The sequence below is a fragment of the Asanoa sp. NPDC050611 genome (assembly GCF_040654855.1).
Taxonomy (GTDB): Bacteria; Actinomycetota; Actinomycetes; order Mycobacteriales; family Micromonosporaceae; genus Asanoa.
Window position 1 is genome coordinate 1 of sequence record NZ_JBFAIU010000108.1, and the last position, 21,782, is coordinate 21,782.

Genomic DNA, 21,782 nt, shown 5'->3' on the forward strand with positions numbered 1-21,782 from the left:
GTTGCCTGCATCACCCGCGACTGCGACCAGCAGTCCCTGGTGCCGACGACCCTGGCCTGCGCTTCGACCAGGCCGGCGAGCCGCACCCGCTCGACGGCCGGTGGCTGCTGCAGCGCGAGGTGGGCCGGCTGGCCGGGCTCGAGGTGCGGTGCGGGTTCGAGATCGAGTGGTGCGTCTCGCGCGGCCCGGGCGACGGGTTCACGCCGGCCACGACCGGTCCCGCGTACGGCATGATCCGGCTCGTCGAGCTGGCGCCTTATCTGCGCGAGGTGCTCGCGGCGCTGGCGGCGCAGGGCGTGGCGGTCGAGCAGATCCATCCGGAGTACGCGCAGGGCCAGTTCGAGGTCGCGCTCGCGCCGGACGATCCCGTGGGCGCCGCCGACACGGTCGTGCTCACGCAGGAGACGATCCGCGCGGTCAGCGCCGCGCACGGCCTGCGCCCGACGTTCGCGCCGAAGGTCGTCGCCGGCGCCGTGGGCAACGGCCGGCACGTGCACCTCAGCGTGCTGCGCGACGGCGTGAGCCTGATGTCCGGCGGCGCCGGCCCGGCCGGCCTCGACCGGGACGGCGCGGCGTTCGCCGCCGGGATCCTCGACCGGCTGCCGGCGCTGCTCGCCCTCGGCGCGCCCTCGGTGGCGTCCTACCTGCGGCTGCTGCCGTCGCTCTGGGCCGGTGCGTACGCCGGCTGGGGCGTGGAGAACCGCGAGGTGGCGCTGCGGATGATCGAGGGACCGGCGGCCAACCTCGAGGTGAAGTGCGTCGACGCCGCGGCCAGTCCCTACCTCCTGCTCGCCGGCCTGCTGGCGGCCGGGCGGGCCGGCGTCGCGGGCGGTGCCGTGCTGCCGGATCCCGTGCCGGTCGACCCGTCGACGCTGACGGCCGAGGAGCGCACCGCCCGCGGCATCGAGCGCCTGCCGACCACGCTCGGGCAGGCGGTCGCGGCGTTCGAGGCCGACGAGGTGCTCGCCGAGGCACTCGGCGCGGCGCTGGTCGACACGGTGGCCACGGTCCGCCGCGGCGAGATCGCGCTCTTCGACGGCGCCGACGACGAGACGGTGGTGGCCGCGACCCGCTGGCGCTACTGAGCCGCGGTGACCCCGCGCAGCAGGAGGTCGACGAGGCGGCTGGCCAACGCGCGCTCCCGTTCCTCCCCCGCGATCAGCGTGATGCCGCCGAGGCTGAGCAGCAGGTCGTCGGGGTCGACGCCGGGTCGCACGGCGCCGGCCGCCACGCCCGCGTCGAGCAGGGTGGCGATCGCGGCACGCAACCGGGCGCGGGTCTCCAGCCGGTCCTCGGCGGAGAGCAGCAGGGCCCGCAGCGCCTCGCCCATGCCTCGCTTCGTGGCCATGAAGTCGACGAACCGCTCCATCCAGCCGGCGAGCGCCGCGGCCGGCGGTGTGGTCTCCAGCAACTCGGGCGCGGCGGCGCAGAGCCGCTCGACCTCGTTGCGGTAGACGGCCTCGACCAGCAGCTCCCGGGTCGGGAAGCGGCGGTAGAGGGTGCCGATCCCGACGCCGGCGTCCTTCGCGATCGCCTTCAGCGACGCCTGCGTGCCCTCCCGGGCGAACGCCGCCGCGGCCACCTCGAGCAGGCGGTCGTAGTTGGCCCGCGCGTCGGCGCGCATGGGCACCTCCAGATGGGTGTGACGCGGATCGCTGGCTATCCGGAGCCGGGTCCGCTTAGCCTCGGAGGCATTAGCGGAGCTGGGTCCGTTTACAGCGTAACCGCAGGAGGAGCCATGATCACCACACCGTTCGGCGCCACCTCAACCGCGGCCGAGGTGCTCGCGGGAGTCGACCTGACCGGGCGCCGCGCGATCGTCACGGGCGCGTCGTCCGGCATCGGCGTCGCCACCGCCCGCGCGCTGACCGACGCGGGTGCCGAGGTCACGCTCGCGGTGCGCGACGTGGCCGCCGGCCGCCGGGTGGCACCCGCGAGCGGCCGCGTGGCCGAGCTGGACCTGGCCGACCCCGACTCGGTCGCGGCGTTCGTCGCCGGCTGGTCCGGGCCGCTGGACATCCTTGTCGCCAACGCCGGGATCATGGCCACTCCCCTGCTCCGCACCGCCCGCGGCTGGGAGCTGCAGTTCGCGACCAACCACCTCGGCCACTTCGCCCTCGCGACCGGGCTGCACGGCGCACTCGCCGCCGCCGGCGCCGCGCGGATCGTCGTGGTCAGCTCGGTCGGGCACGTCAACGCGGACGTCGACCTGGACGACCCGAACTTCCAGCACCGGGCGTACGACCCGTGGCTCGCGTACGGGCAGTCGAAGACGGCGAACATCCTCTTCGCGGTCGAGGCGGCGCGGCGCTGGGCGGCCGAGGGCATCACCGCCAACGCGCTCAACCCCGGCCGGATCACCAGCACCAACCTCGGCCGGCACATCGGTCCGGTCGCCGACGCGCCCGCGTCGTTCGAGCCGGGCAGCGCCGACGTGTCGTGGAAGAACACCGCGCAGGGTGCCGCGACCTCGGTGCTGCTCGCGGCGTCGCCGCTGGTCGCGGGCGTGACCGGCCGCTACTTCGAGGACTGCCAGGAGGCCGGGCCGCACCGGCCGGGCGTGCGGCGCGGTGTCGCCGGCTACGCCCTCGACCCGGAGCGGGCGCGGCGGCTGTGGGACCTGTCGGCGGCGCTGACCGGGCCGAACCGGTAGGCGCCGATACACAATGGACTGTGTTACCGCGGGGGCCGGACACCGTTTCCGGTGCCCGGCCCTGCCGCAGCGGTAGTGCTCTGTTGTGACTAGCGGTTGGTGACGACGACCCGGACCGAGTCGAACGCGGGGATCTGGTTGGCCCGCACCATCATCGGGATGCGGTGCGAACCGTCACCGGCCCACGCGGCGCACTGGGCGACACCGGCCGCGGCCAGACCCGGCACGGTCACCGTCACGGTGTCGGGGGCAGCGCCGCCGCCGCCGTCCTCGACCGCCTTGAAGAACGCCGGCACCGGCGCCGGGTCCTGCGCGCTGCGCCCGCTGAGCAGGCGGCAGGCGACGTGGAAGTGACCGCGCTGCAGGCCCTCCTCGGTCAGGCGCGAGCTCTCCTTGTAGTAGCCGCCGGCGCCGGCCGGCAGGAACCGGTCACGAACGAGGTTGCGGGTGCTGACCTGGATGTCGAACGCCGAGTTGACCCGGACGCGGGCGGGCGCCCGGCTGATCAGCAGCGTCGGGTTGTCCTCGACGGCGCCGACCTCACCGAACTGGGTGCTGACGCAGCGGGGGCCGTTCTGGAAGCCGTCGTGCTCCTGGAACTCGGTGCCCTCACAGGTGTTGCCGAGGGTCTCCGGCAGCGGCGGCGGTGCGGCCGGCGTCGTGGTGGGGCTGGTGGTCGTGCCACTGCTCGTGCCGGTGCTCGGCGTGCTGCCGCCGTTGCTGCCACCGTTCGAACCGCCGTTGGAGCCACCGGTCGAGCTGGTCGGCGTGCTGGCCGGGCGGCACCGCTGCCGGTCGCTGTCCCGCTGGCGCCGCGACTGCTGCTGGGCCTGGGCCGCCGGGGTCGTGGCCTCGGCCGCGGGGGCCTCGGCGGAAGCGTCGGCCTCCGGCGCGTCGGCGTCCGGCGCGTCAGCCGACGTGCCGTCGCCGGCCGCACCGGCGACCTCGCCGGCCGGGGCACCGGACGGTGGAACCGCCGACGGGTCCTGCTCGTCGCTGTGGTCGTGCGAAGCCGGCGCGGCGGCCGAGGGCGGGCAGACCGGGAGGCTGTTGTTGCGGTCACCCCGTCGGCTTCCTGCGAGCGACACCTGGGTGACGGCCACGAGGCCGGCGAACACCGCCAGCGTCGCGAACACGGCGATGTACCGCCGGTTCTTGCGGGGGTGCTGCCTTGTTCTGGTCATTCCCTGTCACCTTCCATGTGGACACACACCGTTGCGGTTGCGGTTGTTTGTTATCGGGGACGGACTACGCGCAGCGTGGTGATGGTGCCGGCGACCAGCGCCAGACCGAGCACCAGCCAGATGACTGTGGGGCTGACGCCGCTCTTGATGTAGCCGGCGGCGGGGACGGGCCCGTCCGCGGGCTCGGGCGGCAGCGGGACGTGCTGCCAGTCCACCAGGTTCGTGCTCTCCAGCAGCGTCAGGTGGGTGCTGACGAACTGGTTGGACTGCTGTGCCAATTCGCGGACCAGGTCGTTGCGGGTGCCGGCGCGGACGAAGGCGATGGCGGAATAGACCTTGCCGTGTGCCACCCGCAGGCGGTCGACGAAGATCTGGTCGAACTCGTCGCCTTCCGCGTCCCGCATCTCCTGCAGCCAGAACTGCTGGTCCGCATTGGGCTCGTTCGGAATCTGGATGCCCAGGCGCTGGGCGGCCCGCACGTCGAGTGTGTCGAGGACCGCGTGCTGTTCCGCGATCATCTTGCCGATTTCCTTGACCCGCGGGTTCTTGCCCTTCTTCACCGCCATCTCGCCGGCGGGCTGCTCCCAGAGGCCGGCCAGGCGCACCTTGACCACCAGGTCGACGTCCGATGGACCGAGCGGGCCGTACTTGCCGTTCTCCGCGACCGCGACGTCCGGTGGCACCGGAACCGGCAGCTTCTCCTTCTCCGGACCCGGCGAGGGCGCGAGGTAGACCAGCTTGCTCTGGTCCTGCAGGGCGGTCATCGCGGCCATGTGCTTGGCGTGGTTGAGGTCCCACGTGGTCTGCGCCATCGCGGCCATGTGCTCGCTGTGGCTCATACCCGCGACGTGGCCCGGGTGGCTCATCGCCGCCGGGGCCTGTTGCCGGTCGATCGCCAGCGCGGCGGTCGCCGGGAACAATGCCACCAGCGACGCCAGTGCGACCGCTCGCGCACCCAACCCGACCAGCTGCCGGACTTCCACCTTCACTCCCTCGACGTCGGCGGCCGCAGCCGCACCTCGACTCGAAGGAAGACGATAAACACCTGTCAATTAGAGAAGGCTTAAGTGAAGGAAGCCCTAGGCCGCGCCTAAACGAAATTTATAGTTCGCCAACCGACCGTCCGGTGACCGTTCCACAGCGTGGTGGCCACGGAAAACTACCCCCGAAACGCGTACGCCGACCAGATTGACAATTCGACGCTCCGCACCATACTTGCGTTGTCCCCACTTCCCGCTGCGAACAACGGAGGAAGCACCGTGCGCAATGCGCAGGAGAGCGTGCACATCGTCGCGGCCACGGTTGGGTTCGTGTCGCTCTTCCTCCTGTGGCTGGCGGTCCTGTGGGGACTCATGCTCCGCAACGGTTGGGCGCAGAGCCGGATCAAGCACGCGACGGTGTACGGGATCCACCAGACGATCGCCCTGGTCGGCGTCCTGCTCGGCGTCGTGCACGGGTTCACCCAGCTCGCCGGCCCGATGGGCACGGTCAAGCTGGTCGACGTCCTGGTGCCGTTCACCAACCCGTACGACCCGATCGGCATCGGCGTCGGCGTGATCTCGCTCGAGCTCTTCGTGGCCTGCACGCTCTCGGTGCTGATCCAGAAGAAGATCGGCTACACCCGCTGGCGCGCGTTCCACGCGTTCAACTACGTCGCCTACATGCTCCTCGTCGGCCACGTGCTGATGTCCGGCTCGGAGATGGCCACGGGGCTGCGCTGGGGTGCCGTCCTCGGCTCGTTCGTGATCACCGTGCTGTTGTGGCTGACCACGACGCCCTGGTGGCTCAACTGGCGCCAGGAAGCCACCGACCGGCGCAACGGTGCCGCCGGCATCGGCGACGAGCTGCTGGTCAACGTCGACGGCAACCGGTGTGCCCGGTTCGGCTTCTGCGAGCACGAGGCGCCGAAGGTGTTCGCCCTCCGGGGTGACGGCCGATTGGCGTACAAGGCGACGGTGCCACCCAATCTGGCGAATGACGTGATCAGAGCCGTGGAGGTGTGTCCGGCGCGGGCGATCCAGCTCAACCGGACCGCGACCACGGTGGTTACCCAGAAGAACACTGAGCCGGCCGAGCAGCCGTTGACCGGCCCCACACGGATTCCGGCGGGCTCGGGCGCCGGTCCACGTCGACGCAGCAGGGGAGACCGATGACGCGGCGGTTCAGGCGCGCGGACTACGGGCGGATTCTGATCGTCGGGACGGGACGCGCTGGTGTCGCGGCAGCTGAAGAGCTGCGCCGCCAGGGGTTCCCGGGCGAGATCGCGATGCTCGGCGCCGAGAAGGAAGGCCCGTACGACCGTCCGTCGTGCTCCAAGGGCATCCTCACCGGCCACAAGCGCCCGCAGGACACCCGCATGCCGTTCCACGACGAGGACCTGACCTGGTACCTCGGCCGGACGGCGGTGGACCTCGACCCGGACAACCACCGGGTGGAGACGGACACCGGCGAATCCTTCGCGTACGACGGCCTGGTCATCGCGACCGGCTCGTCGCCGCGCATGCCGAAGTGGGCCGCGGAGCCGGGTGTGCACCTGCTGCACAACCTCGAGCACGCGTGGGCGCTGCGGCGCGCGCTGCGCACCGCCGAGCGCGTCATCATCGTCGGCGGTGGCATCACCGGCGCCGAGGTCGCCTCGGCCGTGCGGTCGATGGCCCGCGACTGCGTGGTCATCGACTCGAAACACCAGGTCATGGCCCGTGCGCTGGGCGAGGAGATCGGCGGTCACGTCACCGACGTGATGCGCGAGGAGGGCGTCGACTTCCGGCTCGGACACCGGGTGGCCTCGGCCAACCGGTTCCGCAACGGCTGGATGGTGCAGCTCGACGACGGCGAGAACCTGATCGGTGACGTGGTGGTCGCGACCACCGGCGGCCGGCCGGACACCGGCTGGCTGGAGAACTCCGGCATCGACCTGTCCAACGGCGTGCTCTGCGACCCGAGCCTGCGGGTCGTCGGCCTCGACGACGTCGTCGCCTGCGGCGCCGTGGCGACCTGGCCCAACCTGCGCTACGGCCCCTCCCCCCGCAAGGCCGAGCACTGGATCAGCTCCCTGGAGCAGGGCCGCGGCGCCGCCCGCACGCTGCTCGCCGAGGACGGCGAGGCCGGCCCGGTCACGGTCATCCCGCGGTTCTGGACCGAGCAGTGGGGCCTACGCATCCAGGTCTGCGGCGAGCTCGTGCCAGACGGCGAGGTCAAGATCAGCGAGCTGAAGCGGCACCGGCGCGACAAGGCCCGGTCCGGCGTGGTCGTCGGCTACCACCGCGACGAGCGACTGGTCGGGCTGGTGTCGGTCAACGCGGCGCACGCGTTCACCTCGCTGGCCCGCGCGATGATCGCGACCCCCCTGCCGCCCATGCAGGCCGTCCCGCTGCCGCTGCGCACGGACAACCCGGAGCGCCAGGAGGTCTTCGAGCGCCAGGAATTCGCCGAGCCGGCTCCGCGCCGCCTCGCGTCGGTCGCCTGATCCGCGACAATGTGAATTAGGGAAATCACGGTCGGTCACTTAAGGGAAAGATAAGCAAAAAAATAAGGTCGGCCGGAGCGGTTCGAACCCGCCGACACACTAAATTTGCGTCAATGGTGGCCGTGGTGGTAATAGTCGCCGCGGCGCCACCACATGACGGCGAACATGCTCACGAACATCAGCACGTGGCCGCCCATCATGAGGCCGTGGCCGTCGATCGCGCCGAGCTGATAGGGCACGAGCAGCAGGACGAATGGCGCGTACATCGCCGCCACCATCTCGGCGGTGCGCGCCCAGGGGTGGCGGCGGATGGTCATCCAGACCGCCATGCCGATCGACATGTTGGTCGCCATCACCAGCGCGCCGGTGGCGTCGTGGCCGGTGAGGCTGTCGGGCCACAGTGGATCGAGAGCGAACATGCCCACCAGCATCGAGACGACCATCTCGACGTAGTGCAGGGCGAAGCGAAGGTGGTCCTTGCGGGTGGGGCGGACTGCGGCGGTCATGTCGGTGCCCTTTCGGATTCGCTGTCCTTGTCGATGGACAGATCCTCCCGGGACGGGCCCCTGCGCGTCAGGTGCCGAAGGTCATGGTCGGGGTCATGCCCCGGTCACGGCAGCAGGCCGAGCGCGCGGGCGCGCAGGGCCGCCTGGGTGCGGTCGCGGGCACCGAGCTTGCCGAGCACGTTGGTCACGTGGTTCTTGACCGTGCCTTCGGCCAGGTAGAGGGCGGCGGCGATCTCGCGGTTGCTGCGTCCCTGCGCGAGCAGCCGGACCACGTCGAGCTCCCGGTCGGACAGCGGCACCACGAGCGGCTGCGGGGCGGGCTCCGGCGACTCGGCGGGCAGTGCGGCGAACCGGGCCACCACCTTGGCCGCGACCGAGGGCTGCAGCACCGACTCGCCGCGCGCCGCGGCCAGCACCGCCTCGACCAGCCGGGCCGACGACACGTCCTTGAGCAGGTAGCCGACCGCACCCGCGCGCAGCGCCGCGAACACGTCCTCGTCGTCGTCGAACGTCGTCAGCGCGATCACGCGGACGCCCGGATGGTCGACCCGCAGCCGCCGCGTGGCCGCGACGCCGTCCAGGACCGGCATCCGCAGGTCCATCAGCACCACGTCGGGTACGAGGGCGGCGACCCGGTCGAGCGCCTCGGCGCCGTCGCCGGCCTCGCCCACCACCTCGACGTCGGGGTGCGCGCCGAGCAGCACCGCCAGGGCTTCGCGGAACAGGGCCTGGTCGTCGACGAGCAGCACGCGCACGGTCATCCGGGCACCTCGACCGACAGCGTGGAACCCTTGCCCGGCATCGATTCGAGGCTCATCCGGCCGCCGGCGTGCGCGGCCCGCTCCCGCACCCCGAGCAGCCCGAAGCCCTCCTGGTCCTGGACACCGGTGCCGGTGCCGTCGTCGCGCACCTCCAGCCGCACCGCGGCCGGCCGTGAATAGTCCAGCGTCAGCGCGGCCCGGCTGGCCCGGGCATGCTTGCGGACGTTGGTCAGCCCTTCCTGCGCCGCGCGGAACAACGACTCCGTCGCCTCCTCCCCCAGCGTCCGCACCGGCCCGGTGACGTCGAGGTCCGTGGGCACGCCGGCGGCCGAGGTCTCCGCGGCCAGCGCCTTCAGCGCGTCCGGCAACGGCACCGCCGGCTGGCGCTCGCGCAGCGCGCCGACCGACCGGCGCACCTCGCGCAGCGCCTCCTCTGCCTGCCCCTGGGCCTTGGCCAGCACCTCGTCGGCCCGCTCGGGTTGGCTGGCCAGCACCGCGCGGGCCGCCTTGATCTGCATCTGCACCACGGTCAGGGCGTGCCCGAGGCCGTCGTGGATGTCCCGGGCGACCCGGTTGCGCTCCTGCGCGGCCGCGAGCCGTTCCGCCTGCATGGCGTACTCCCGCAGCGCCGCCCTGGCCGCCTGTTCGCGGAGCAGCAGCTTGGTCAGCACCGCGGCGAACACGGCCGCCGCGAGCAGGCCGAGGCCCTCGCGCAGGCCCTCGGCGAAGGCCATGCCGGCGTGGAAGAACGGCACCAGCGCGACCACCGCGACCACCGCCGGCATCGGCAGCAACAGGGTGGTCTGGCTGACCAGCACGACCAGCATCAGCGTGGCGCCGACGGACGCACCGGAGCTGGTGAAGACCGCGCCGCCGAGCAGGAAGAGCAGCGCGATGTACGCGTACCTCGGCCAGCGTTCCGGCCGCCGCTCGACCGGGCCGATGCCGAACGTCGCGGCGAGCACGAACGCGACGGCCGGCCCGAGCGAGACCGCGGACCGGTGCGCGGCGACGACGTCGACGACGAGGGTGGCGAACGCCGCGACGGTCAGCGCGGCCAGGGCCCGTTTCACGGACACCACTCTCGGCTCTCAGCGGAAACTCAGCAACCCTGGGCGATTCTGCACGCGACATCACAACGTCCGTCCGGAGACAAGACATGATCACGGCTGCCCGACTCGGGAAGCGGTACGGCGCCAAGGTCGCCGTCGACGACCTCACCTTCGAGGTGCGCCCCGGCATGGTCACCGGCTTCCTCGGCCCCAACGGCGCCGGCAAGTCGACCACCATGCGGCTGATGCTCGACCTCGACCACGGCAGCGGCCAGACGCTCTTCGACGGGCGGCGGTTCAGCACGATCCGGCACCCGATGCGGGAGATCGGCGCGGTGCTCGAGGCGAAGGCGTTCCACCCGACCCGCAGCGCCCGCAACCACCTGCGCATGCTCGCGGCGGGCAGCGGCATCGCGGCCGCGCGGGTCGACGAGGTGCTCGAGTTCGTCGGCATCGCCGAGGTGGCCCGCCGCGCGCCCAAGGGCTTCTCGCTCGGCATGGCGCAGCGGCTCGGCCTGGCCCAGGCGCTGCTGGGCGACCCGGGCACGCTGATCCTCGACGAGCCGGCCAACGGGCTGGACCCGCACGGCATCCACTGGCTGCGCGACGTGCTGCGGGCGCTGGCCGCCGAGGGGCGCACGATCTTCGTCTCCAGCCATCTGCTCTCCGAGATGTCGCTGATGGCCGACGAGCTGGTGGTCGTCGGCCGGGGCCGGATGATCTACAACGGCGAGGTCGACGGGTTCGTCCGGTCGTTCACGCAGTCCACGGTGCTGGTGCGCACACCGCAGGCCGACGTGCTGGCGGCGGCGCTGGCCGCGCTCCCCGACGTGACGACCTCGGTGGAGGACGAGGGCGCCCTGCGGGTCGGCGGCGCCGACGCGGCCGCCGTGGGCGACGTCGCGTTCGACAACGGGATCCGGCTGCACGAGCTGACGACGACGACCGCGTCGCTGGAGACCGCGTTCATGACCGCGACCGGGGACGCCGAGGAATACGTCGCGCGGGGTGTGGCATGACCGACGCGTTGCGCTTCGAGTGGGTGCGGCTGCGCACCTTGCGGTCCACGTACTGGCTGATCGGCTTCGCCCTGGTGCTCAACGCCGTGATCGCGCTCATGATCGCCTGGCTGGAGCCCGACGACCCACCCCGGGATCTGGTGGTGGCCGCGGTGACCGGTGGCGGGTCGAACCTGCCGGTGCCGATGGCGGTGGTCCTCCTGGCGGCCCTGGGCGTGCTCGCGTCGGGCCACGAGTACCGCTACGGCACCATCCAGCCGACCCTGACGGCGGTGCCGCAACGGATCCGCCTGTTCACCGCGAAGGTGCTGGTGGTCGGCGCGGCGGCACTGGCCGTCACGGCGGTGTCGATCCTGGTCAACGTCGCCGTCACCCGGCCGTTCTGGGCGTCGATGCCGAGCCTGACCGATGTGACGGTGTTCGGCTACCTGTTGCTGGGCGTGCTCTGGGCGGTGCTCGGCGTCGCGCTGGGCCAACTGCTGCGGGGCGTGCCGGGCGCGCTGGTGGTCCTCCTGGTCACGCCGATGATCGTCGAACAGCTCATCTTCCGGCTGTCGTACGCGCCGGCCCTGGACTGGCTGCTGCCGGTGGTGAGGTACCTGCCGTTCACCGCCGGCCTGCAGCTGGTCAGCGCGGCGGGCGAGGCGTCGGGCGGCCTGGCCGAGGAGGTCGGCCTGTTCACCCGCTGGCCCTCGGGCGCCGTCTTCGCGGTGTTCGTCGCGCTCGCGGTGGCCGGCGCCGGCGCCCTGTTCCGCCGCCGGGACGCCTAGCGCGTGGCCGTGGCGGCGGCCGGGCGGAACAGGGCATGCAGGCGGGGCAGCCGCGACGGGATCCGTGCGACGTCACCGGCGCCGCCGAAGCGGCCGTCCCACGCTTCTCCCGCCGGCTCGTCGGCCTCCTGCCGGGTGGGTTCGTAGGCGTCCAGCGCTTCCCAGAACGCGTCGTCGTCGCCGGTCCGGTTCGTGTAGGCCCGGGCCGCGGCGCTGCCGATCGCCTCGCCGCTGAGCGTGAACGGCTCGATCCGGCGAGCCGCGATCGCCTGGATGGTCGGGTGGTCGGCGAGGCTGTCCGCGTCGGCGACGGCGCGTTCGAACGCCTCCTGGCCGAGGCCGACGAGACCGCCCTTGAAGTCCATGAACGCGTCGTCGGAGAGGTGGTCCCAGATCAGGTACGCCGCCGCGCACAGGCCCCACTGGTCAGCGCGGCCGGTGGCGCGGGAGTAGCACTCGTCGAACTCCAGCAGGCCGGCCGGCGGCAGGCCGGCGAGGCGGTCGACCAGCGCGGCGCCGACCGCCGCGCTGGACGGTTCGCCGGCGTCCGCGCGCGCACCCTCGACCAGGGACCAGAACTCGCTCGTCAGCACCCCGGGAGTATGCCTCAGCGGCCGACGTCGGAGCGCAGGGCGTCCCTGAGGTTCTCGGCCGCGTCGGCGGGCTGGAGGTAGCCGGCGGCCACGTTGCGGACGTCCGTGGCGACCACCCGGGCGACGTAGCCGACGTGCGTGCGGTAGAAACTGTCCAGAGTGGCCTCGTCGAACGGCCGGTGGGTGCCGAACAGGAAGCAGAACGACTCCCCCGCGTTGTCGCCCGTGTTGAGCGCCGTCGGAACGGCCAGCTGGGACAGTCGGATGCCGCCGCGGACCAGGCCCAGGGCGTCGCGGGCCTTGGTGCCGTCCGCGTTGAACTCGATCGGCGGCGCGGTCGGCGGTGGGGTGCCCTGCCGCACCCAGCGGATCAGGTGTGCGTACGCCGCCGCCGTCACGTGCTGCACCGGGATCCGGCTGAACGGTGGCTGGGCGCAGGTGTAGACGGGCGCGGCGCCGAGGTCGCGTTCCTGGATCGGCGCCCGGTAGACCTGGCCGTTGTAGCCGCTGTGCGCCCCGCCGGCCACCTCCCAGCGGCGGAACCGGTCGGTGTCGGCCGGCCGCACCGGCGTGCGCACGTCGGTCTCGGACAGCACCTGGAACACCGGCTCGGCGCCGGCCCGCGTCGGCGCCGAACCGACGATGAAGCCGTAGCCGGCGTACACCGGGCGCACCTGCGGCAGCACCTTGTCGTAGTAGACCGTCATCCGCGACGCGGACTGCGAGGCGCCGATGGCCAGCACCGTGTGGGCGGTCAGCCGGCCCAGGGGCGACACACCGCGCGGGTCGGCCAGAGCCTTCCCGGCCTGGGCGAAGATGTCGTACGACAGCTCGTCGGTCACGAACCGGCCGCCGCCGGTGACGTCCAGGGCGCCGTAGCGCGTCGGGCTCCAACCGCGCAGCTGGTCGACGCCGACCCGCTGGGCGGAGACGCCGACCCAGGCGTGGCCGGCGCGGGTGGTCGCCTCGGCGTTCCACAGGGCGTCGAGGTCGTAGCCCGCGGTGACGTTCTGCCACTCGACGAGGACGGTCCCGCTGAACTGCCGCGCGCTCGCCGGGCGGCGGACCACGAGCCGGGTCTGGTACGGCACGTCGGTCGCCACCCGGTTGCCGGCGGTGTCCCAGCCGTCGGCGACGCCGGACAGGTAGAACTCCTCCTCGACGTAGCCGTGCCGGGCAAGGTCGAACGGCGTCGAGAAGAAGGGGTACGTGTCGGCCAGGTTGGTGGCCAGGCGATCGCCCGGAACGGCGCCGGGGATCGGGCCCCGCACCGTGGGTCGGGCCACGGGCTCGCGCCCGTCGGAGGCCGCCGCCGGCCCGGACGAAACGGTCAGCGACGCGGTGAGCAGGACGAGGGCGAGCGCGGCGCGGCGCCAGGGACGGCTCATGCCGGCACCATAAGCAGTCGTCGATGTGAGCGGCTACCGCGCGCACCGAAGCTGCGACACCCGTCTCAGCAGGCCTCCAGCACCGCCCGGGCGGCCCGTTCCGCGGTCCCGGCGTCGGCCGGGCGGCCACCGAGCAGGTCCGCGTAGAGCGTCGACTCGACGACCCGCACGTAGAGAAACGCGGCGCCGTCGAGGTCGCCGGGCGACCAGCTGGGGTCGACGGCCTCGGCGAGGATGTCCCGCTGCGCCTGCACCACCCTGGCGTGCACGTCGCCGGCCGGGGTGAACAGCACCCGGGCCGCCGTCGCCGGTTCGGCCTCGAGGAACGCCCGGAACGGCTCGGCGTGCCGGACCCGGTCGGCGAACCGCCGGGTCGTCTCCAGGACGCCGTCGATGCCCTCGCTCGCCGTCTCGGCCCGCGCCCGGGCCAGCATCCGTGCGCCCAGCCGCCACAGCACGTCGCCGAGCAGCGGGTCGCGGCCGTGCACCACGCGGTAGAGCGTGGCCCGGCTGACCGACAGGCTGCCGGCGAGACCGTCCATGTCCACAGTGGCGTTTCGCAGGAAGAACGCACAGCCGCCCTGGACGACCCGCTCCCGGCTGACCACCCGCATAGGGGTGACCATATGCCGCGCAGACCCGTATCTCCACCGCGTCGTGCCATCATCCGAACGCACTGCAAACTTCCTGCACATTCCAAAGCATTGACGAACATCGGTATAAACGCCTACGTTGCCCGAGGAAAGCGCTTTCCTATGCGAGTCCCAGTGAGCCGGCGACCAGCCCCGCCGGCCAGTCCGCAACGGAGGTCTTTTCCCATGCAACGCTCCGCTCCCGCGCGCCGCGTACGCGCCCTGCTGGCAGCCGGTCTCGGCCTGCTGGCAGCCGTCGCGGTCACGCAGGTGGTGGCCGCACCCGCGCAAGCGGCCACCATCGACACCGGTGCCTACTACGTGATCGTTTCCAGGCACAGCGGCAAGGCAGTCGATCTCTACAACTTCAACACGGCCGACGGCGCGCCCATCGTGCAATGGACCCGCAACGACAACAACGCGCAGCAGTGGCAGTTCGTCGACGCCGGCAACGGCTACTACAAGCTGCGCTCCCGGCACAGCGGCAAGTTCCTGGAGCTGCCGAACGCCAACGACGGCACGCAGCTCGTCGCGAACTCCGACAACGGCACGACGCGGCAGCACTTCGCCGTGCGCGACACCGACAGCGGGTTCGTCAAGTTCCTCAACCGGCACAGCGGCAAGGCCCTCGACGTCTGGGAGTGGTCGACCGCGGACGGCGGCGCGATCTCCCAGTACGCCGACCTCGGTGGGTTCAACCAGCAGTGGTCGCTGAACCGGGTCGGCAGCGGCGGCGGAGGCGGCGGTGGCGGCACGCCGCCCACCGGCCTCGTCGGTTGGGCGACCCAGGGCGGCGGCACGACCGGCGGCGGCAGCGCGTCGGCCACCACGGTGAACTCCTCGTCGGCGCTGTCGAGCGCGGTCTCGGGCAGCACGGCCCGGGTGGTCCGGATCTCCGGCACGATCTCCTGCTCCGGCATGATCACCGTCGGTTCCAACAAGACGATCCTCGGCAACTCCGGCGCGACGATCGCCGGCTGCGGCCTGAACGTGTCCAACGCCAGCAACGTGATCATCCGCAACATCTCGTTCCGCGACTGGGACGACGACGCGGTCAACGTCCAGTACTCGACGCGCGTCTGGGTGGACCACAACAGCTTCACCAACGGGTACGACGGCGCGGTCGACGTCAAGCGGGCGTCGGACTACGTGACGGTCTCCTGGAACCGGGTGTACGGGCACGACAAGTCGATGCTGCTCGGTCACAGTGACGACAACGCCGGCGAGGACCGGGGCCACCTGCGGGTCACCTACCACCACAACTGGTTCGACGGCTCCGGCACCCGCCACCCGCGGGTCCGCTTCGGCAACCCCGTGCACGTCTACAACAACTACTACAACAACAACGAGTACGGCGTCGCGTCCACGATGGGCGCCGGCGTGCTGGTCGAGGGCAACTACTTCGAGGGCGTCGACGAGCCCACCCTGGTCGGCTACGCCGACTCGGACGACGGCGCCATCGTCGCGCGGAACAACTACTTCACCGGCTCCGGCTCGCCGGAGAGCGGCGGCGGTTCCGTGTCCAGCATCCCCTACTCGTACTCCCTGGAGAGCGCGAGCGCCGTCAAGGGCAGCGTGACGGCGAACGCGGGCGCCGGACGGATCTCTGTCTGACCGGCACGCACGACCCGGCGCGGCGGCGGCACCGTCGCCGCGCCGGCGTGCGTCAGCCCTTCGCCGCCTCGGCGGAGTGCCAGACGACCGCCCGGTTGATCCGGTCCGGGTAGCGCCGGATCATCGTGTCGTAGAGCTCCTGCGTGTCGGTGCTGCGGCGCACGGCCTCGGCCCAGTCGCGCAGGTAGTCGCGGGTCGCGTCGACGTCGGCCGGGCTGTCCCCGGCGCCGGGCGCCTTGTGCCCGGCGACCACCGCCCGCGGGCGCAGGTCGTCGATCGTGTCGAGGGCGCCGAACCAGCCGTCCAGCCCGCCGTCGCCGGCCTCCGCGAGGTAGAGGTGGACGCCGTTGTAGACGCTGTCACCCGCCACGACGAGCCCGATGGACGACGCGAGCAGGGCCGTGGTGTGGTCGGTGTCGCTGTGTCCGAGCGGCACGGCGATCAGCCGCTCCCCCTCGAGCTCGATGTCGCCGTCGAACGTCTCGGCCACGACCGGATCCGTGATCTGGTCCGGGAACCTGGTCCGCCAGAAGCCGTCCAGCCGGTCCGGCTCGAGGTTGGCGCGCATCACGTCGACCACCTCGGGGGTGGCCACCAGCCGCGCGTCCGGGAACCGCTCGAGCACGGCGGCGGCGCCGAAGAAGTGGTCGCCGTGCCCGTGGGTGACGTAGATCGTGGTCAGCTCCCGGCCGGACGCCTCGACCCAGTCGGCGAGGTCGTGCCCCTGCTGATCGGTCAGCAGCGCGTCGACGAGGACCGCCTCACGGTCACCGTGGATGAGCGTCGCGCTGATCGGGGACCACATCTCCCGCGTCTCGCCCGCGGGCAGGTCGTCGGAGACCACCGGCGTGGCGGGCGCGACGAATGTCTCGTATGCGAGTGTTGCCATGACGAACCCCCTCGACCCCAGGCTCGCACCGATGGCGGCTGGTCGTGGCGGGTCCGGGCGGATCAGGGACCAGCACCGCCGTCTCGTTCATGACGCGCCTCCTCGCCGGCACCACGATGCCACGAGCCGACCGGGTACGCATGCCCGGAGGTCATGCTGCGAGGATCGGCCGATGCACGACAACACGAGGCAGCGTCGCGTCGCCGCGATGCGGGCCTGCGACCGGATCCTCTCGGGCGAGCGGCCGCTGACCATGCGGGAGCGGCTGGCCGACCTGGACGGGCTCGACGAGCTGCCCGACTTCTACGGTGGCGACGGCCCGGTCACCGCGTTGGAGGAGCGGGTCGCGGGCCTGCTCGGCACCGAGGCCGCCGTCTTCTTCCCCACCGGCACGATGGCCCAGCAGGTCGCGCTGCGCTACGGCGCCGACCGGGGTGGCAGCCGGGCGGTGGCGCTGCATCCGCTCAGCCACCTCGAACTGCACGAGCGGCACGCGTACGCCCGACTCAGCGGTCTGCACGCGGTCTGGCCGACGACCGCGCCGCGCAACGCGACCGCCGCGGAGATCACCGCCATCGCCGAGCCGGTCAGCACCGTGCTGCTGGAGCTGCCGCTGCGCGACGCCGGCTTCGTCCTGCCCACCTGGGACGAGCTGACCGAGGCCGCGGCGGCGGCCCGCGCGGTCGGCGCTCGCGTGCACTTCGACGGCGCCCGCGTCTGGGAGTCGGTGCCGCACCTCGGGCACGGCCTGGCCGAGATCGCGGGCCTGGCCGACAGCGTCTACGTGTCGTTCTACAAGACGGTCGGCGGCATCAGCGGCGCGGCGCTCGCGGGCACGGCCGAGCTGGCCGCGTACGCCCGGGTCTGGCGGCACCGGTTCGGCGGACAGGCGTTCCAGCAGTGGCCGGCGGCGCTCACCGCGCTCGCGGGCCTGGACCGGGAGCTGCCGCGTATCCCGGACTACGTCGCGCACGCCCGGACGGTCGCGGCGGCGCTGGCCACGTTGCCGGGCGCGCGGGTCTTCCCGGAACCGCCGCACACCCACCGCTTCCGGCTCTGGCTGCCGCACCCGGCCGACGCGCTCAACGACGCCGCGGTCGCGCTCGCCGAGGAGGAGAAGGTGTGGTTCGCCGCCGGCTGGCAGGACGCCGAGGTGCCGGGCATGGCGCTGGCCGAGATCACGGTGGCCGCACCGGCCCTCGACTGGACCGCCGCGGACGTCCTCGAGGCGGGCGCGAGATTCCTCCGCCGCGTCGCCACCCGGGACTAGGCTGGAGTCCGGAGGGAGCAACCATGGCAACCATCCGCATGCACGAGACCACCACCTCGACACCGCAGGAGTTCGTCGCCGCGCTGACCGACTTCGGTCCCGGGCGGTCGGAGATCTTCGGCCGGAGCGCCGACGGCTACCTCAAGGTGCACGAGAAGGGCCCGACCCAGGCCGACGTCACGGAGGGGTCCGGCGGCGTCTGGGAGCGCCTGCGCTACGACTGGTCCGACGTCAACCACGTGGTCCTCACCACCACCGACTCCAACATCTGGAGCAACCGGTCCGGGCACACCTACACGCTGACGCCGCAGGCCGACGGGACGACCAATGTGGACGTCGTCGTCGTGCGCGACGGCAAGAACCTCAAGGGCCGCGCCCTCGGTGCGCTGCTGAGCGTGGCCGGCGCCCGCGTGCTGGGCGGCGAGCTGGCGAAGACCGTCAAGGCGATCGAGGCCCGCAACGGCCGGAGCTAGGCCGCCCGGCGCAGGAAGACGGCCTCCTGGCAGTAGCGGGCGACCACCGACCGGTACGGGCGGAACGGCTCGCCGAGCGGCTCCAGCTCGGTCGCCGTGGGCATCGGCTCGACGGCCCACGTGAGCGCGTAGCCCTCGCGGACGTCCAGGTCGCCGACCGGCCAGACGTCGAGCCGGCGCAGGCAGTGCATGAGGTACATCTCCGCGGTCCAGCGGCCGATCCCGCGCACCTTCGTCAGCCGCTCGACCACCTCGGCGTCGGACTGCTTCGTGGCCGGGCTGACGTCGACGGTGCCGTCGAGCACCTTCGCCGACAGGTCGCGCACCGAGAGCACCTTGTTGCGGGACAGCCCGGCCTCGCGCAGCGCGTCGTCGGACGTCGCGACGAAGCCCTCGGGCGTGAACAGCCCGCCCATCGCGGCCGCCGTCCGGCCGATGATGGCCTGCGCCGCGGCCGCCGAGATCTGCTGCGAGATGACCGACCGGACGAGCATGCCGAACGGCCCGTCCGGAAAGCGCGGCAGGTAGCGGATCGGACCCACCTTCGCCACCAGGGTCGCGAGCGCCCGGTCCCGGGCCGCGACCTCGCTGGTCGCGCTGTCCAACGAAATCCTCGCCACCGGCCCACCCCCGCCCATCGGCCGATGGATCAACGGTAGCTCCGCCGGGTCAGCGCTCGGGCGCGCCCGCCACCGCGCGCAGCGCCCCGACCAGGTCCTGTGCGCTGGGCGCCCGCTCGGGGTCGAGCAGCCACTGGACCGTGAGCCCGGTGATCACGGCCATCACCAGCGCGCCGACCGCGGGCGGCGGCTCCGCGTCGTCCGCGGTATCACCCAGCACCAGCGTGGTGAAGCCCGTCCGCCCGGCCTGCATCGCGGCGGCGAGGCGGTCGGCCAGCTCGGGGTTCTGGAGGGTCTGGGTGAGCACGTCGACGCTCGCGAACCACAGCCGCGGATGCGCGGCGATCGACTCGACCACGCCCGCCCAGACGGCCTCGAGCCGCTCCATCGGTCCGGCGGCCGGGTCGACCTGGACGGCCCGCTCCAGCTCGGTGCCCCACTCGTCCATCGCCTCGATGATCGCGGCGTTGAGCAGGGCTTCCTTGGACCCGAAGTGGTAGCCGATCGACGCCAGGTTGGTGCCGGAGGCGGCGACGATGTCGCGCGCGGTCGTGTGTGCGTAGCCGCGCTCGAGCAGGCAGCGCTTCGCGCCCTCGAGCAGCTGTTCCCGATGACCCACGGTGGCGAGTCTAGCGGACTGATAAACAAGTGTCCTATACAAACGTCATAGACAGATGTATAGGACGTCCGTATATTCGTCCGCATGACGAACCACTCGGTCTCCTCCGCCGCCGCCCCGGCCCGACCGGGCACGGCCGCGCGCCGCATCCTGGACGTCGACGCGCTGCGCGGCTTCGCGCTGTTCGGCATCCTCGTGGTCAACATCGCGTTCTTCGCGACCGCCTATCCGTGGCACGGTGTCGACGACCCGGCCTTCTCGTCCGGTGTGGACGATGCCGTCCGATGGTTCGTCGCGCTGGCCTTCGAGATGAAGTTCTACCTGCTGTTCTCGTTCCTGTTCGGCTACAGCTTCACGCTCCAGATGGACTCCGCGGCGCGTGCCGGAGCGTCGTTCCGGGCGCGGATGCTGCGTCGGCTGGCCACGCTGTTCGTGCTCGGTGCCGCGCACGCGGTGCTGTTCTTCCACGGCGACATCCTCACGACGTACGCCGTGCTGGGCCTGGTCCTGCTCGCGATGCGCCGGGTCGGCCCACGGACCGCGATGATCACGGCCGTCGTGCTGACCGTGGTGGTGGCGGCGTTCATCGCGCTCGCCTCGCTCGGCGGCCTCGGCCCGTCCACCGACACGGCCGCCGCCCTCGCCGGCGGGCAACGGTCCACCGCGGCCCTGGAAGGCAGCCCGGCCACCGTGATCGCCGAGCACCTGCGCTCGATGCCGCAGATGCTGTCCGCGCTCGCGTCGGTGCAGGCCCCGGCGGCGCTGGCCGCGTTCCTGGTCGGCCTCGCCGCCGGCAAGCGCCGCGTGCTCGCCGAGGCGCACCGGCACCGCCGCGCGCTGCGCACCGTCCAGCTCGTCGGCTATCCCGTGGGCCTGGCCGGCGCGGCGGTGTTCGCGAGCACCGGCGGCACGACCGGGCTCAACATGGTCGCCGTCGCGCTGACCGTGGTGACCGGCCCGTTGCTGGCCGCCGCCTACGTCGCCACCCTGCTGCGGTTCTTCGGCACCCCGACGGGGCACCGCGTCGCGGGCGCCCTCGCACCCGCCGGCCGGATGGCGCTGACCAACTACCTCGCGCAGTCGGTGGTCTGCGCGGTCATCTTCACCGGCTGGGGCTTCGGCCTGATCGGCGACGTGTCACCGCCGGCGGCGGTTGGGATCGCCGTCGCGGTCTTCGCGGCGCAGGCGGTGTTCAGCGCCCGCTGGCTGGCCGGCCACCGGTACGGCCCGGTCGAGTGGGTCCTGCGCGCAGCGACCAACGCGCGCCGTCCACAGTGGCGGCGGACGGCCTGATCCGGTGCCGGTGTCAGGGCTTGCGGGCGACCACGCCGAACTCGTCGACCTCCGGCGGCAGCACCCCGTCGACCTCGGTGGCACGCCAGCGGGACACCGAGACGGCGCCGGGCGGGACGATCTCGAGCCCGGCGCAGAAGCCGGCGATCTCCTCCGGGCTGCGCAGCAGGATCGGCTCGCCGCCGACCTCGTTCCACTGCTTGACGACGTCGTCGGAGGCCGCGCCGTGGATCACGTTGGTGGCGTGCGAGAGCGCGAGGTAGCTGCCGGAGGGCACCGCCGCCGTCAGCCGGCCGAGGATCGCCATCGCCTGCGCGGTGTCCGTGACGTGGTGCAGGATGCCCATCAGCGTGATGGCGACCGGCTGGGTGAGGTCGAGCGTCTTCGCCGCCTCGGCCAGGATGCGGGCCGGGTCGCGCAGGTCGGCCTCGACGTAGGCGGTGGCGCCGGCCGGGCTGCCGACCAGCAGGGCCCGCGCGTGCACGAGCACCAGCGGGTCGTTGTCGACGTAGACGATCCGCGACTCGGGCGCGATCGCCTGGGCCACCTCGTGGGTGTTGTTGGCCGTCGGTAGCCCGGTGCCGATGTCGAGGAACTGCCGCACGCCGGACTCGGCCAGGAACGTGACCGACCGCTCCAGGAAGCCGCGCGAGGCGCGCGCCAGGTCGGCGACGTCCGGCAGGATGCCGAGGATCTCGTCGCCGACGGCCCGGTCGACCTCGAAGTTGTCCTTGCCACCGAGCCAGTAGTTCCAGATGCGCGCCGAGTGCGCTGTCGTGGTGTCGATCGCCGGCGGCGCGTCGTCGCCGTCGACCAGGTGCGCGTGCTCCGTCATGTCGGCCGTCCTCAAGAGGCGAGCGTCTCTGCGCAGACGCAGCGTAGCGACATCCGGCCGGCCGCGCTCCCCCGGCCGGGGGGGGGCCGGGCGGCCGGGCCCCCCCGCCGGGCCCGGGCGGGTACATCGGCGGGGGGGTGTGGCT

General features: G+C 72.5%; 23 protein-coding genes. 10 read left to right on the forward strand and 13 right to left on the reverse strand.

Annotation, left to right across the window (positions count from 1 at the left end; genetic code table 11):
• Nucleotides 1-1,085: glutamine synthetase (locus AB0H87_RS18475; RefSeq protein ID WP_360146498.1), on the forward strand; the 1,085-nt coding region annotated here is incomplete at its 5' end.
• Here the strand turns inward: AB0H87_RS18475 and AB0H87_RS18480 are convergent.
• Nucleotides 1,079-1,624, reverse strand: coding sequence for a TetR family transcriptional regulator (locus AB0H87_RS18480; RefSeq protein ID WP_360146501.1), 546 nt, complete (start codon nucleotides 1,622-1,624; stop codon nucleotides 1,079-1,081). The genes AB0H87_RS18475 and AB0H87_RS18480 overlap by 7 nt on opposite strands.
• 114 nt (nucleotides 1,625-1,738) lie before the next feature.
• Between AB0H87_RS18480 and AB0H87_RS18485 the strand changes: the two genes are divergently transcribed.
• Nucleotides 1,739-2,653 (forward strand): SDR family NAD(P)-dependent oxidoreductase, encoded by a 915-nt coding sequence (locus tag AB0H87_RS18485; protein WP_360146504.1) that lies wholly within the window; start codon nucleotides 1,739-1,741, stop codon nucleotides 2,651-2,653.
• An 89-nt stretch (nucleotides 2,654-2,742) separates the two neighbouring features.
• Here AB0H87_RS18485 and AB0H87_RS18490 read toward each other — a convergent pair whose 3' ends face one another.
• Together AB0H87_RS18490 and AB0H87_RS18495 are read right to left on the reverse strand one after the other, a co-directional pair.
• Nucleotides 2,743-3,837 carry a Pecanex-like protein 1 gene (locus tag AB0H87_RS18490; RefSeq protein WP_360146507.1) on the reverse strand — a complete coding sequence of 365 codons (1,095 nt, stop codon included), beginning with the start codon at nucleotides 3,835-3,837 and terminating at the stop codon, nucleotides 2,743-2,745.
• Between the two features lie 50 nt (nucleotides 3,838-3,887).
• The gene (locus AB0H87_RS18495; RefSeq protein WP_360146510.1) at nucleotides 3,888-4,820 is read right to left on the reverse strand and encodes a DUF4142 domain-containing protein; all 933 of its coding nucleotides are present in this window, start codon (nucleotides 4,818-4,820) and stop codon (nucleotides 3,888-3,890) included.
• Between the two features lie 276 nt (nucleotides 4,821-5,096).
• Here AB0H87_RS18495 and AB0H87_RS18500 point away from each other — a divergent pair, with 276 nt between their 5' ends.
• Complete coding sequence (locus tag AB0H87_RS18500) at nucleotides 5,097-5,990, forward strand: ferric reductase-like transmembrane domain-containing protein (RefSeq protein ID WP_360146513.1); 894 nt, start codon at nucleotides 5,097-5,099, stop codon at nucleotides 5,988-5,990.
• Nucleotides 5,987-7,303, forward strand: coding sequence for an FAD-dependent oxidoreductase (locus AB0H87_RS18505; RefSeq protein ID WP_360146516.1), 1,317 nt, complete (start codon nucleotides 5,987-5,989; stop codon nucleotides 7,301-7,303). Before AB0H87_RS18500 ends, AB0H87_RS18505 begins: the two co-directional genes overlap by 4 nt.
• A 110-nt stretch (nucleotides 7,304-7,413) precedes the next feature.
• Here AB0H87_RS18505 and AB0H87_RS18510 read toward each other — a convergent pair whose 3' ends face one another.
• The 3 genes from AB0H87_RS18510 to AB0H87_RS18520 form a co-directional block, all read right to left on the reverse strand.
• Nucleotides 7,414-7,809 (reverse strand): hypothetical protein, encoded by a 396-nt coding sequence (locus AB0H87_RS18510; protein WP_360146519.1) that lies wholly within the window; start codon nucleotides 7,807-7,809, stop codon nucleotides 7,414-7,416.
• Between the two features lie 104 nt (nucleotides 7,810-7,913).
• Nucleotides 7,914-8,570, reverse strand: a complete 657-nt coding sequence (locus AB0H87_RS18515) for a response regulator transcription factor (protein ID WP_360146522.1) — start codon at nucleotides 8,568-8,570, stop codon at nucleotides 7,914-7,916.
• Nucleotides 8,567-9,643, reverse strand: a complete 1,077-nt coding sequence (locus AB0H87_RS18520) for a sensor histidine kinase (RefSeq protein ID WP_360146525.1) — start codon at nucleotides 9,641-9,643, stop codon at nucleotides 8,567-8,569. Before AB0H87_RS18520 ends, AB0H87_RS18515 begins: the two co-directional genes overlap by 4 nt.
• An 86-nt stretch (nucleotides 9,644-9,729) precedes the next feature.
• Between AB0H87_RS18520 and AB0H87_RS18525 the strand changes: the two genes are divergently transcribed.
• On the forward strand, nucleotides 9,730-10,641 hold the full coding sequence (locus AB0H87_RS18525) for an ATP-binding cassette domain-containing protein (RefSeq protein WP_360146528.1): 912 nt from the start codon (nucleotides 9,730-9,732) through the stop codon (nucleotides 10,639-10,641).
• Complete coding sequence (locus AB0H87_RS18530; RefSeq protein WP_360146531.1) at nucleotides 10,638-11,411, forward strand: hypothetical protein; 774 nt, start codon at nucleotides 10,638-10,640, stop codon at nucleotides 11,409-11,411. The genes AB0H87_RS18525 and AB0H87_RS18530 overlap by 4 nt, the downstream gene beginning before the upstream one ends.
• Here AB0H87_RS18530 and AB0H87_RS18535 read toward each other — a convergent pair.
• The 3 genes from AB0H87_RS18535 to AB0H87_RS18545 all read right to left on the reverse strand — a co-directional run bounded on the left by AB0H87_RS18535 (nucleotide 11,408) and on the right by AB0H87_RS18545 (nucleotide 14,006).
• The gene (locus AB0H87_RS18535; protein WP_360146534.1) at nucleotides 11,408-12,004 is read right to left on the reverse strand and encodes a DUF4240 domain-containing protein; all 597 of its coding nucleotides are present in this window, start codon (nucleotides 12,002-12,004) and stop codon (nucleotides 11,408-11,410) included. The genes AB0H87_RS18530 and AB0H87_RS18535 overlap by 4 nt on opposite strands.
• Nucleotides 12,005-12,018: 14 nt before the next feature.
• Nucleotides 12,019-13,392 carry an alpha/beta hydrolase domain-containing protein gene (locus AB0H87_RS18540; protein ID WP_360146537.1) on the reverse strand — a complete coding sequence of 458 codons (1,374 nt, stop codon included), beginning with the start codon at nucleotides 13,390-13,392 and terminating at the stop codon, nucleotides 12,019-12,021.
• A 65-nt stretch (nucleotides 13,393-13,457) separates the two neighbouring features.
• Nucleotides 13,458-14,006: a QsdR family transcriptional regulator gene (locus tag AB0H87_RS18545; protein ID WP_360146540.1), complete on the reverse strand. Its 549-nt coding sequence runs from the start codon at nucleotides 14,004-14,006 to the stop codon at nucleotides 13,458-13,460.
• A gap of 204 nt (nucleotides 14,007-14,210) precedes the next feature.
• Here AB0H87_RS18545 and AB0H87_RS18550 point away from each other — a divergent pair, with 204 nt between their 5' ends.
• Nucleotides 14,211-15,638: an RICIN domain-containing protein gene (locus AB0H87_RS18550; protein WP_360146543.1), complete on the forward strand. Its 1,428-nt coding sequence runs from the start codon at nucleotides 14,211-14,213 to the stop codon at nucleotides 15,636-15,638.
• 52 nt (nucleotides 15,639-15,690) lie between these two features.
• On the opposite strand, the gene AB0H87_RS18555 is transcribed toward AB0H87_RS18550, so the two are convergent.
• A complete protein-coding gene (locus AB0H87_RS18555) occupies nucleotides 15,691-16,527 on the reverse strand; it encodes an MBL fold metallo-hydrolase (protein WP_360146546.1) in 837 nt (278 codons plus the stop codon).
• A 172-nt stretch (nucleotides 16,528-16,699) separates the two neighbouring features.
• On the opposite strand from AB0H87_RS18555, the gene AB0H87_RS18560 reads away from it, so the two are divergent.
• Both AB0H87_RS18560 and AB0H87_RS18565 read left to right on the forward strand, forming a co-directional pair.
• Nucleotides 16,700-17,797, forward strand: a complete 1,098-nt coding sequence (locus AB0H87_RS18560) for a beta-eliminating lyase-related protein (RefSeq protein WP_360146549.1) — start codon at nucleotides 16,700-16,702, stop codon at nucleotides 17,795-17,797.
• 23 nt (nucleotides 17,798-17,820) lie between these two features.
• Nucleotides 17,821-18,270: a hypothetical protein gene (locus tag AB0H87_RS18565; RefSeq protein ID WP_360146552.1), complete on the forward strand. Its 450-nt coding sequence runs from the start codon at nucleotides 17,821-17,823 to the stop codon at nucleotides 18,268-18,270.
• On the opposite strand, the gene AB0H87_RS18570 is transcribed toward AB0H87_RS18565, so the two are convergent.
• Complete coding sequence (locus AB0H87_RS18570; RefSeq protein ID WP_360146555.1) at nucleotides 18,267-18,890, reverse strand: DNA-3-methyladenine glycosylase 2 family protein; 624 nt, start codon at nucleotides 18,888-18,890, stop codon at nucleotides 18,267-18,269. The two genes, AB0H87_RS18565 and AB0H87_RS18570, sit on opposite strands and share 4 nt — an antisense overlap.
• A gap of 49 nt (nucleotides 18,891-18,939) precedes the next feature.
• The gene (locus tag AB0H87_RS18575) at nucleotides 18,940-19,509 is read right to left on the reverse strand and encodes a TetR/AcrR family transcriptional regulator (protein WP_360146558.1); all 570 of its coding nucleotides are present in this window, start codon (nucleotides 19,507-19,509) and stop codon (nucleotides 18,940-18,942) included.
• A gap of 84 nt (nucleotides 19,510-19,593) precedes the next feature.
• Between AB0H87_RS18575 and AB0H87_RS18580 the strand changes: the two genes are divergently transcribed.
• Nucleotides 19,594-20,802: a DUF418 domain-containing protein gene (locus tag AB0H87_RS18580; protein ID WP_360146561.1), complete on the forward strand. Its 1,209-nt coding sequence runs from the start codon at nucleotides 19,594-19,596 to the stop codon at nucleotides 20,800-20,802.
• Between the two features lie 13 nt (nucleotides 20,803-20,815).
• Here AB0H87_RS18580 and AB0H87_RS18585 read toward each other — a convergent pair whose 3' ends face one another.
• Nucleotides 20,816-21,637: an SAM-dependent methyltransferase gene (locus AB0H87_RS18585; protein ID WP_360146564.1), complete on the reverse strand. Its 822-nt coding sequence runs from the start codon at nucleotides 21,635-21,637 to the stop codon at nucleotides 20,816-20,818.
• Between the last annotated feature and the right edge of the window lie 145 nt (nucleotides 21,638-21,782).